The 10,714-nt window shown below is 31.1% G+C and carries 13 protein-coding genes; 2 read left to right on the forward strand and 11 right to left on the reverse strand.

Translation table 11 applies throughout. The annotated features are described in order from the left end of the window. Positions 1–40 precede the first annotated feature (40 nt). The 9 genes from C0512_RS09630 to C0512_RS09670 all read right to left on the reverse strand — a co-directional run bounded on the left by C0512_RS09630 (position 41) and on the right by C0512_RS09670 (position 7,990). Entirely contained in the window at positions 41–853 is an 813-nt protein-coding gene (locus tag C0512_RS09630) for an SDR family oxidoreductase (protein ID WP_290860987.1), read from the reverse strand. Between the two features lie 48 nt (positions 854–901). Further along, positions 902–2,554, reverse strand: a complete 1,653-nt coding sequence (gene recN / locus C0512_RS09635) for a DNA repair protein RecN (protein WP_290860989.1) — start codon at positions 2,552–2,554, stop codon at positions 902–904. Between the two features lie 89 nt (positions 2,555–2,643). After that, the gene (locus tag C0512_RS09640; protein WP_290860991.1) at positions 2,644–3,531 is read right to left on the reverse strand and encodes a DUF4835 family protein; all 888 of its coding nucleotides are present in this window, start codon (positions 3,529–3,531) and stop codon (positions 2,644–2,646) included. Next, complete coding sequence (gene coaBC, locus C0512_RS09645) at positions 3,524–4,747, reverse strand: bifunctional phosphopantothenoylcysteine decarboxylase/phosphopantothenate--cysteine ligase CoaBC (protein ID WP_290860993.1); 1,224 nt, start codon at positions 4,745–4,747, stop codon at positions 3,524–3,526. Before coaBC ends, C0512_RS09640 begins: the two co-directional genes overlap by 8 nt. A gap of 6 nt (positions 4,748–4,753) precedes the next feature. Further along, positions 4,754–5,071 (reverse strand): DNA-directed RNA polymerase subunit omega, encoded by a 318-nt coding sequence (locus C0512_RS09650; protein ID WP_290860995.1) that lies wholly within the window; start codon positions 5,069–5,071, stop codon positions 4,754–4,756. A gap of 9 nt (positions 5,072–5,080) precedes the next feature. Further along, positions 5,081–5,875: an outer membrane protein assembly factor BamD gene (locus tag C0512_RS09655; protein ID WP_290860997.1), complete on the reverse strand. Its 795-nt coding sequence runs from the start codon at positions 5,873–5,875 to the stop codon at positions 5,081–5,083. Between the two features lie 170 nt (positions 5,876–6,045). Next, the gene (locus tag C0512_RS09660) at positions 6,046–6,555 is read right to left on the reverse strand and encodes a ferritin (protein ID WP_290860999.1); all 510 of its coding nucleotides are present in this window, start codon (positions 6,553–6,555) and stop codon (positions 6,046–6,048) included. 33 nt (positions 6,556–6,588) lie between these two features. After that, positions 6,589–7,470 (reverse strand): 4-hydroxy-tetrahydrodipicolinate synthase, encoded by an 882-nt coding sequence (dapA, locus tag C0512_RS09665; protein ID WP_290861001.1) that lies wholly within the window; start codon positions 7,468–7,470, stop codon positions 6,589–6,591. Position 7,471: 1 nt separating this feature from the next. Further along, entirely contained in the window at positions 7,472–7,990 is a 519-nt protein-coding gene (locus tag C0512_RS09670) for a hypothetical protein (protein WP_290861003.1), read from the reverse strand. Positions 7,991–8,069: 79 nt separating this feature from the next. Between C0512_RS09670 and C0512_RS09675 the strand changes: the two genes are divergently transcribed. Together C0512_RS09675 and C0512_RS09680 are read left to right on the forward strand one after the other, a co-directional pair. Then, positions 8,070–8,825 (forward strand): 5'-nucleotidase C-terminal domain-containing protein, encoded by a 756-nt coding sequence (locus tag C0512_RS09675; protein WP_367160822.1) that lies wholly within the window; start codon positions 8,070–8,072, stop codon positions 8,823–8,825. An 8-nt stretch (positions 8,826–8,833) separates the two neighbouring features. Beyond that, positions 8,834–9,748: a bifunctional UDP-sugar hydrolase/5'-nucleotidase gene (locus tag C0512_RS09680; RefSeq protein ID WP_290861007.1), complete on the forward strand. Its 915-nt coding sequence runs from the start codon at positions 8,834–8,836 to the stop codon at positions 9,746–9,748. Positions 9,749–9,828: 80 nt separating this feature from the next. Here the strand turns inward: C0512_RS09680 and C0512_RS09685 are convergent, their stop codons facing one another. Then, complete coding sequence (locus C0512_RS09685; RefSeq protein WP_290861009.1) at positions 9,829–10,515, reverse strand: hypothetical protein; 687 nt, start codon at positions 10,513–10,515, stop codon at positions 9,829–9,831. Positions 10,516–10,531: 16 nt separating this feature from the next. Further along, positions 10,532–10,714: hypothetical protein (locus C0512_RS09690; RefSeq protein ID WP_290861011.1), on the reverse strand; the 183-nt coding region annotated here is incomplete at its 5' end.

Here is a 10,714-nt window from a genome sequence, read left to right on the forward strand (position 1 = left end):
AAAATTGTATTGTGGGTATGATTTTTTATAAAACTCTTTGTTATTCTTTTGTAAAATATTCCATAACATCCTGACTTACACCCATATTTGAGAATCCGCCATCGTTATATAAATTTTGCAATGTCACTCTTTTGGTTAAATCTGAAAACATTGCTATCGTATAATTAGCACAATCTAAAGCAGTGGCATTACCAAGTGGCGACATTTTATCGGCATAGGTAATAAAACCGTCAAAACCTTTAACTCCCTGTCCGGCAGTTGTTGGTGTTGGCGATTGAGAAATTGTATTAACTCTAACTTTTTTATCCTTGCCAAAGAAATAACCAAAACTTCTCGCGATAGATTCTAAATAAGCTTTATTATCAGCCATATCGTTATAATCGGGAAAAACACGTTGAGCAGCCATGTATGTCAAGGCTACAACACTTCCCCACTCATTCATGGCATCTTTTTGATACAAAACCTGCATTACTTTATGAAAAGAAACTGCGGATACATCCCAACCTTTATGAGTAAACTCATAATTTTGATTTGTATAATGGTTTCCTTTTCTAACATTCACAGACATTCCTATCGAGTGAAGGACAAAATCCAATTTTCCACCTAAAATCTCAACTGCTTTTTCTACTAAATTTTCCAAATCAGCAACTGATGTTGCATCTGCAGGAATAATTTGAGAACCTGTTTTTTCAGCCAGTTGATTAATTGTTCCCATTCGCATAGCAATTGGGGCATTGGTCAGAACAAAAGTACCACCTTCTTCATGAACACGCTCTGCTGTTTTCCAAGCTATTGAATTTTCATCTAATGCTCCGAATATAATTCCCCTTTTTCCTTTTAGTAAATTATACATACCTATTTTAATTTTAATTTATATGACGTTTCAAATATAGTTAAAAAATCAGTTTAACAATGCTTTTGCATGATTTATGGCTGAATCAGATAAAGAATTCCCTGAAAGTATTTGAGCAATTTCGATGATTCTTTCGTCATTATTTAACAATATAATTTCAGATTTTGTCTTGTCTCCCAAATCAGATTTAAAAACTTTGTAATGAAAATTACCTTTGGCAGCAATTTGTGGCAAATGAGTGATGGCAAAAATTTGCATATTCTTACTCATTTCCTTCATAATATCTCCCATTTTATTAGCAATTTCACCGGAAACACCGGTATCAATTTCATCAAAAATTAGGGTTGGCAAACTTGAATATTGAGCTAAAACTGCTTTAACAGCTAACATAATTCGAGACATCTCACCACCGGAGGCTACTTTTTTCAGTAGTCCAAAATCAGATCCTTTGTTGGTCGAAATCAAAAACTGAATAGTATCTTTTCCGTTTGAAAAAAAGGTGTCCGAAAATGTCAACTCAATATTAAATTGCACATTTGGCATGCCTAGCTGACTCAAAATAGAAATAAGCATTTTTGTCAAACTTGGTAGGCTGTTTTTTCTGTTAAGGTGAATATTTTTAGCTAAATCAATCAAAATTGTTTGCTCCTTCTGAATTTGATTTTCAAGTTCCAAAATTGATTTTTCTAACGTTTCCAAAGAACTCACTTTTCCATTCAATTCTTGTTGAATTTGAAGCAATTCACCAACGGTATTAACCTGATGTTTTTTTTGTAAAGTGTAAATTAATTGAAGTTTTTGAGTAATTAATGCTAATCTCTCCGGATCATTATCAACGGAATCAGAAAAACGATTTACTTCATTTACAATATCTTTCAGTTCAATTGAAATACTCTCAATACGCTCATAAAGCAAAGCGTATTCTGATGAAAATTGACTAATTTTTTGGATGGCAATTTTAAATTCTTTTATTTGCTGAAGTATTCCAAACTGTTCATTGTCAGATAATAATAAACTTTTTTCTAATTGTTCTTTAATTAATTCAACGTTATTCAATTTTTCTAATTGAATTTCCATTTCTTCTTGTTCACCATCAATTAATTTAGCTTGTTCCAATTCCGTATACAAAAATGCTAAATAATCTTGCTCTTTTAAACCTTCTGCATATAATTCTTTTTGTTGCTCAATGGTATTCAAAAGTGATTTGTAATTTTTCAATTTATGACGATAATCAACTAATAAATTCTGATTTGAAGCGACAGCATCAATTATTTGAAACTGAAATTGCTCTTCGGTTAATTCCCGAGTTTGATGTTGCGAATGAATATCCAATAAATATTCGCTGAGTTCAACCAAGGTTTGCAAATTAACGGGACTGTCATTTACAAAAGCTCTTGATTTTCCCGAAGGAAGAATTTCACGTCGAATAATAGTTAAATCTTCATAATCCAAATCGTTAAGTTCGAAAAAATCTTTTAAAGCATATTTTTCAATTGAAAAATGCCCTTCAATTATACATTTCTCTTCTTTATTTTTAAGTGAAGTTAAGTCTGCTCTTTTCCCTAAAACTAATCCAAGTGCTCCCAGTAGAATTGACTTTCCTGCTCCGGTTTCACCGGTAATAGTTGAAAATCCATTTGAAAAATCAATGGATAATTTGTCAATTAAAGCATAATTATTTATGGATAATGAAGTTAGCATAACTATTCTGAATACAAATAAACAACTGCAATGTACTCAATTAATCAGAAGAAGATAGAAGTAAAAATGAGATTATTTAAACAAAGTTATTAAAACTTTATCGTTGACCATTTAGACGCATTTAAGGGAGAAAGTCGATTTAAATTATCAACTAATTCGGTAGTTTGTATACTGGGCCCATCTGAAAAAATATCGGCTATTTCATCAGATTTTGCATCAAAAAACACTCGGGTTAAAAATGCATTTGGTCTAACTGAATGAATTGCTGAAAGATTTAAAAGTGCTGCTTTCACATTCTCTTTTCCTAATTTCACATCATCTGCCATTTTATCAAGACCATTCGCATGGTATTCAAAATAGGCTTGTCTGATTGGATTAAACGTATTGGACAACAAATCACTGATTAAATAATAGCGGTTTTGTAAACCATCCGTTTGAGACCAACCTTTATAACCACCGGTTTGAGCTACACTCATCACGTTTTGGGCCATCTCTAAATACCTGGTTCCTTTTAAAGGTTCAAATGAATCTGCATCTAAGGCCATCATAATATAACTGTAGAAGGCAACCACTGAAACTAAGTTAGAGTCAAATGAGTTGGGATTAAAATTTAAACTTTCAAATTCAACATATTTGAATGTGAAATCTTTATCGTTATAATTAAATATTGGTGATGAATATATCGAGTTATAAACAGGTCTGGAAGATTGAATTTGAATAGTCGCCGTAAAAGTGGTATTATCTACTTCTGAAACATTAATAAACATGGAACATTCAATTCGTTCATTTTGATCAAAACTTTGATTAGACCATTTTGTTTTATTAACAAAATCATTTAATGATGTTTCTAACGTCTTGAATACCTGTTGTGTATTTGCCGTAACCCGTTCAGAATTTACACTTACAACACAATTAAGTTCTTGAGCTTGAATAAATCCAAACAGCATTAAAACAAGAACAACGATTATTTTACGCATGATATAACCCTATTATTTTTTTTAAAATATCTTTAGCCACTTCTTCCTTTGGTTTTAATGGCATCGGTTCAATTTTAAATGATTTGTCAATAAATGTAATTTTGTTAGTCGCTTTACCAAAACCGGCACCTTCATCATTAAGCGAATTTAAAACAATCAAATCTAAGTTTTTTTTCTGAATCTTCAACTTGGCATGTTCAATTTCATTTTCAGTTTCTAATGCAAAACCTACTAAAAATTGTTTCGTTTTAATTTTCCCTAAGGAAGCTAAAATATCTTTCGTTTTTTCAAGTTCAATGGAAAATGCTGCTTCAGTTTTTTTTATTTTTTGTTTAGCTATTTGTTTTGGTTTATAATCCGCCACTGCTGCTGCTGCTATAGCAATATCAACCTTATCAAAAAATAGATGGCATTGTTCATACATTTCATCTGAAGATGTCACGCGAATTAACTTTATACTTGAATTATCATTTTGAAAATGACTTGGTCCGGTCACTAAAATAACTTCAGCACCCAATTGTACAGCTTCAAAGGCAATATCAAAACCCATTTTTCCTGTTGAATGATTTCCTATAAAACGCACAGGATCTATCGCTTCGTATGTAGGACCTGCAGTTATTAATATTTTTTTTCCTTTTAGAGGTAATTGTTGAAGCAAATGATTTTCTAAAAAGGAAATAATATTTACAGGCTCTGCCATTCTGCCTTCACCGGATAAGCCACTAGCTAATTCACCATGCTCTGCAGGAATCATAATGTTTCCAAAAAGCGATAATTTATTTAAATTGGCTATTGTAGTTGGATGCTTATACATATCTAAATCCATTGCAGGGGCAAAATATACCGGACATTTTGCGGACAAATAGGTAGCCATCAATAAATTATCACAATTCCCATTAGCCATTTTTGCTAAGGTATTCGCAGTTGTAGGAGCTACTAACATCAAATCTGCCCAAAGGGCTAATTCAACATGATTATTCCAAGTAGCATTTTGATTGTCCGATTCATTTTCGTCATTATAAAACTCAGAAAATACAGGATTTTTAGAAAGTGTAGAAAGAGTTAATGGTGTCACAAACTCTTTAGAAGCAGGTGTCATGATGACTTGTACCTCGGCACCTGCTTTTATAAATAATCGAACTAAGGAAGCAGTTTTATAGGCAGCAATTCCACCGGTTACACCCAGTAGCACTTTTTTCCCTTTTAAAACTGACATAGCGTTTTATTTTGTAGTATCTCTGTAGTAAATTTTTCCCTCTAACCACTCTTGAACAGCTAACGCATGTGGTTTAGGTAATTTTTCATAAAATTTTGAAACTTCAATTTGTTCTTTGTTTTCAAAAATTTCTTCTAAACTATCATTATAGGTAGCAAACTCTTCTAATTTTTCAATTAATTCCTTTTTAATTTCAGAATTAATTTGATTTGCTCTTTTAGCCATAATGGTAATAGCTTCGTAAACATTCCCTGTAGGTTCTTCAATTACTCTTTTATCATACGTAATTGTGTTTACCGGAGCATTCGTTTTTTTTAAATCCATGACATGTATCTATTTAGAAAATTGTTGTAAATTTTGATTTAGTTTATTCATTAAATCATCTGCTTGTTCTTTAAATTCTGATGAATTAGAATGCTTAATATATTTATCGTAAGCCTCTTTTGCACTTTTTAATCGTTCTTCTACCTTCTCTGAAACGCTATTGATTGCTAAATAATAAGCAGAATCAAATTTATAATACAACGCAGCTTCTTTAAATGGTGTACCCGGATAATCTGAAATAAAATTATCCAAAGCTACGATAGCTGATTTGTAATCATAAATGGTGTTATATTGTTTTGCGTTTTCAAAAGCCTTCTTTTCAATTTTTTCTCTTAACTGTTTTACAATAACGTTAGCTTCAGCAAGTAGAACTGATTCCGGATAATTATCAATAAAACCCTGCATTTTATCGATTGCTTTGTAGGTATCCACTTGATCCAATGAATAAACAGGTGATAATTTAGAATAACAATAAGCTCCTAAATATGCACATTCTTCAACTTTTTCACTTTTTGGGTAAGAAGATACAAAACTTTCAAATTGATAACCGGCCAAATAATATTGCTTTGTTAAAAAATAACTTTGAGCATACATGTAAAACAACTTTTCGGCTTGTGGTTTGCCTCTGTATGCGGGAGCGATTTGATCAAATAAACGAATCGCTTTTTCATATTTTCCTTCATTATATTTTGATTCGGCCATTGTATATTTAATGCCAACATCTTCGCTTTTCATAGCAGCTTGATATGGTCCACAAGAAGTGACGATTAAAGCAAAAATGAAAATAAAATACAATTTATTCATTAGATGGGTTTTAATGGCAGATTCTAAAGTAAAACTTACTTAAAAAATCGAACTGCAAATTTAGTTATTAATTGCAGACTACAAAACATTTTTTTCATAGTCTTTTAAAGGTGTAAAAAAACAAAAAGTAGCCTAAATTAAAGCTACTTTTATATTTAGATTAACATAAATTATTTTGCAGGTGCCATCGGACTCACAAAATTTTTCATTTCGTTGTCAAATAGATACAAACCTCCTTTGTCGTCACCAATTAAATTGATTTTATCCAAGATGTAACGGGCTGTTGCTTCTTCCTCAATTTGCTCTGCAACATACCATTGAAGGAAATTATGTGTTGCGAAATCTCTTTCATCCAGTGTAATTCCAACTAAATTATTAATACTTTCAGACACTTTTATTTCATGCTCCAACAGTTGTTTAAACAAAGCTTTGTAATTGGTAACATCTAATTTTGGTTCTAAAGTTGAACCAACTGTAGCTTCACCCCCTCTTTGATTTACATATTTGATTAATTTCAACATATGCATTCGTTCTTCATCTGATTGCTTATACATAAATGTTGAAATACCTTCAAATCCCTGTACCTCAGCCCAAGATGCCATTGCTAAATAAACTTGAGAAGAATCACCTTCCATTTTAATTTGCTTATTTAATGCTTCTAATACTTTTGATGATAACATAATGTTTCTTTTGGTTATTATATTTTGTATAAATTAATTTAAAACTTTTTTTACCATTTGTCGGATTCTATTTGCTAAGTCTTCATTTACATTAACTAAAGGAAGTCTTACTGTATTTTCACACAATCCTAGTGTTTTGAAAACCTCTTTAATTCCGGCAGGATTACCTTGCTCAAATATCAAATCAATTGCATCGGCAACGAGATAATGAAGTTGATAAGCTTCCTCCACATTTCTTTCTAAACCAAATCTGACCATTGTTGAGAATTCTTTTGGAAATCCTTCTCCAATTACAGAAATAACTCCTGCACCTCCGGCTAAAACCATTGGCAAGGTAATCATATCATCTCCCGATATAACCAAAAAATCATTGGGTTTATTTTGGATTAATTTCATGGCTTGAACAATATCGCCCGCTGCTTCTTTAATAGCAACAATATTTTTAAAATCCTGAGCTAATCTAAAAACAGTAGCAGGAGCCATATTGCTTGCTGTTCTTCCGGGAACATTGTATAAAATAACAGGAATAGGAGAAGCTTCTGCAACTGCTTTAAAATGCTGATAAATTCCTTCCTGAGTTGGCTTGTTATAATATGGAGAAACCGACAAAACCGCCACAAAAGGTGATAAATCACGCGTTTTTAACTCTTCGACTACTTTGTAAGTATTATTTCCTCCAACTCCTAAAACCAAAGGCAATCTGTTTTTATTGGCTTTGATTACGGTTTCAATAACTAAATTTTTTTCCTCCTCATTTAATGTTGCACTTTCTGCTGTTGTTCCTAAAACAACCAGGTAGTCTATTCCTCCTTCAATTTGAAAATTTACTATTCGGGTTAACGCTTGTGTGTCAACAGAAAAATCATTTTTGAATGGTGTAACCAAGGCCACACCCGTTCCAATTAGAGATTGCATATTATATTTTTTTTAGTATTCGTAAATATTTAAATAGTTCATCTATAAAAACACTATATTTTTCAACTTGAGTTTCAATCATAAAATGATTCAAACGTTTATCTACTGAGGTGAATCCAACTTTAAAATTGGCCTTAGACTGATGCGTCACAATCACTAAAGGAGTTTTTTTAACATCATAATAACTAATCAATAAATCATAATCTTTCGCTATAAAATCAAGTGCCTCCTTCTTTTCTATCGTCCCTAACCATGAAACATCTTTTTTACTATAGTGAGGATAATCTATTATTTCTTTCTTTTTATAACTATTTTTAAAAGCCAATACGGTAAGATTTTTTACTTCAATTCCATTTGAAACTAATTGTTGAATCAATTTATCTTTTTCTGTAAAAAATGTTTCGTCTATCAGCAAACCTACTGTTTCAATTGGCTTATCAGAAATAGTTGAATTAACATTGAGTGAACTTTTTTTTACTATTCTTTTTGCGGAAAAATTCTTGAAAAATTTTAAAAACATTGTACCTTTACTTGGTTTACAAAATTACTGAATTAAAGTTGTTTTTTCGATGCTAAAACTAAAAAACTATATCGTTGTAATGAAACATTTTGTGTTAATTATAACATTTTCTTTACTACTATTCGGTTGCAAAACATCCTATGAAATTGTAAAAATTGAAGGCAAACAAATTGGAGTTTCTGACCCAACAGCTGAACAACCTGAATTAGAAAACTTTATAAAACCTTATCGAGAACATATCAACAAAGATTTAGACAGTGTTTTAGCTTTTTGTCCGGAAACATTAGACAAAAGCAAAGGGGAATGGCAAACGAATATCGGAAATTTCATGGCTGATGTTTGTTTATCCGAAAGCAACAAAATTTTTTCAAAACGCTTCAATAAATCAATCGACTTTTGTTTATTAAATCATGGTGGAATTCGCTCTATTATTCCTAAAGGAAATGTTACCACCCGAACTGCTTTTGAGGTCATGCCTTTTGAAAATAATATGGTGGTAATTGCCTTAAAAGGAAGTCAAATTCATGAACTTGTTGCCCATATTATTAAAGAGAAAAAACCCCATCCGTTAAGTGGAATAAAATTAATTCTAGACAAAAATCTTCTTGTCAAATCCATCATGATTCAAGATAAAGAACTGGATTTAAATACTATTTATTATGTAGCTACTTCCGATTATTTAGCCAATGGAGGTGATAATATGCGATTTTTTTTAACCAATGAAGGAGTCTTTGATTTAGATTATAAAATTAGAAATATACTGATTGATTACTTTAAAGAGGTTAACACGGTTGAAGCTTCATCTGTTCCGAGAATTATTATCAATCCAAATTAAAATAGTTTATGAAAAGAAGAGAATTCATAAAAAATACAGCTGCCGGAACTGCTTTAGTGGGATTTGGAGGATTGTCATTGACTAGTTTTGAACAACTAAAAACCAAACATTTAACCATATTGCATACGAACGATGTTCATAGTCATATCGATCCATTTCCTGCTAATCATCCAAAAAATGCAAACATGGGTGGTGTTGTAAAAAGAGCTGTTTTAATTGAAAAAATCAAACAAGAAAATCCAAATGTTTTACTTTTAGATGCCGGTGATAGTTTTCAGGGAACACCCTATTTTAATTATTACGGAGGTGAATTGGAATACAAATTAATGTCAAAAATGGGTTACGAAGCAACCACTATCGGAAATCATGAATTTGACAACGGAATTGATGGTTTAGCTGCTCAAATGCCTCATGCCAAATTTGACGTTCTTTCCGCTAATTATAACTTTGAAAATACCGTTATGAATGGTTTTGTAAAATCTTATAAAATCTTTCGAAAGGATGGAATTAAAGTGGGCGTATTTGGTTTAGGAGTTGAATTAGCAGGGTTAGTTGACAAAAAAATGTATAAAGAAACTGTTTACCTTGATCCGGTTGAAATCTCGTTGGACACGGTAAAAAAACTCAAACATGATGAAAAATGTGATTTAATTATTTGTTTGTCCCATTTGGGTTATGCCTATAAAGATGAACCTTCTAAAATAAGTGATGTGAAATTAGCATCCCTAACCCGTGATATTGATTTGATAATCGGCGGACACACCCATACTTTCTTAGACAAACCAACAATTCATAAAAATTTGGACGGAAAAGATGTTTTAGTGAATCAAGTAGGTTGCTATGGAATTAATTTAGGACGAATAGACTTTTATTTCGATTCAGACTCAACCGTAATTTCGCAAGGTAAATCCATAATTGTCTAATGTTCTGACATAGTGATATACCGTAATAAAAAATGTCCTTCAAAGAAACAAATCGCTATTATTGACTTAAATAATTGTATTTATTGATTCGAATCTTTTTGTTTTTCAGCCAATAATAAATAAACGCAGAAAAAATAATGAGCTGCCATCAAAACGATTATTCCCATAGGATCTAATACTTGAATAAACACATAAAATTTTTGAATTACAAAAATCAGCACTAAAAAGGTATACAGCAACGTACTAGTCAATAGCGAAATATGTTTAAAATTATTTTCCAATAAATAATTAGTGAGTGCCATTCCTCCTAAAAAAGAAACTAATACGATATTTATCAACCCTACAAAAAAACTTTGCCCTACCGAATCTTCAATCAACACAATAAAATACAAGAGTGGGAATAAGAAAAATATACTACCAATGGCTACTGAAAAAAGGGTCAGCTTCTGTGATTTTTTTATTACAATTATTAAAGTAATAATTCTATAAATTAAAAAAGCTATCAAACCATATTTTAAAAACATGGATTCGTTAGAAAGAAAAAAGACATTTGAAACAGTTGCACAAGCCAATGAAAACAAATACAACTTGTTTTTTTGTTCAGAGGTGACAAAATACAAAACCATCAAAGAAGGAATGCAAATCAACCTAAAATAAAATTCCAACGATTGGTATTTTTGATAAGTTACAAATGACAAAATCAAAGTCAGCAAAACAAATAATGTAGTGAAGATTTTAAAATTTTTATTAAAGTGAAAGTCATTCATAAAAAGAAAATAAAATTTAATTAGCCGTTGATTTTTCAATAACCAATATAAATTTATAAAAAGCAAAATAGGCAAACGTATTAAGCGTCATAGCTATAGGTCTGAAAATTTGTAATTGAATATAAAATTTTTCAATAAAGATAATAAAGTGTAACGTTACAAACGACAAAACACAAATCATTAACCAAGAACTACGATT

The sequence above is a fragment of the Flavobacterium sp. genome (assembly GCF_013822155.1).
Taxonomy (GTDB): domain Bacteria; phylum Bacteroidota; class Bacteroidia; order Flavobacteriales; family Flavobacteriaceae; genus Flavobacterium.

Bases quoted from the DNA above. Each gene is read 5' to 3' on its own strand.
- C0512_RS09655 (WP_290860997.1), bottom strand. From the start codon at position 5,875: ATGAATAAATTGTATTTTATTTTCATTTTTGCTTTAATCGTCACTTCT.
- C0512_RS09640 (WP_290860991.1), bottom strand. From the start codon at position 3,531: ATGCGTAAAATAATCGTTGTTCTTGTTTTAATGCTGTTTGGATTTATT.
- C0512_RS09685 (WP_290861009.1), bottom strand. From the start codon at position 10,515: ATGAATGACTTTCACTTTAATAAAAATTTTAAAATCTTCACTACATTA.
- recN (WP_290860989.1), bottom strand. From the start codon at position 2,554: ATGCTAACTTCATTATCCATAAATAATTATGCTTTAATTGACAAATTA.
- dapA (WP_290861001.1), bottom strand. From the start codon at position 7,470: ATGCAATCTCTAATTGGAACGGGTGTGGCCTTGGTTACACCATTCAAA.
- C0512_RS09670 (WP_290861003.1), bottom strand. From the start codon at position 7,990: ATGTTTTTAAAATTTTTCAAGAATTTTTCCGCAAAAAGAATAGTAAAA.
- C0512_RS09650 (WP_290860995.1), bottom strand. From the start codon at position 5,071: ATGGATTTAAAAAAAACGAATGCTCCGGTAAACACAATTACGTATGAT.
- C0512_RS09680 (WP_290861007.1), top strand. From the start codon at position 8,834: ATGAAAAGAAGAGAATTCATAAAAAATACAGCTGCCGGAACTGCTTTA.
- C0512_RS09675 (WP_367160822.1), top strand. From the start codon at position 8,070: ATGAAACATTTTGTGTTAATTATAACATTTTCTTTACTACTATTCGGT.
- C0512_RS09630 (WP_290860987.1), bottom strand. From the start codon at position 853: ATGTATAATTTACTAAAAGGAAAAAGGGGAATTATATTCGGAGCATTA.
- coaBC (WP_290860993.1), bottom strand. From the start codon at position 4,747: ATGTCAGTTTTAAAAGGGAAAAAAGTGCTACTGGGTGTAACCGGTGGA.
- C0512_RS09660 (WP_290860999.1), bottom strand. From the start codon at position 6,555: ATGTTATCATCAAAAGTATTAGAAGCATTAAATAAGCAAATTAAAATG.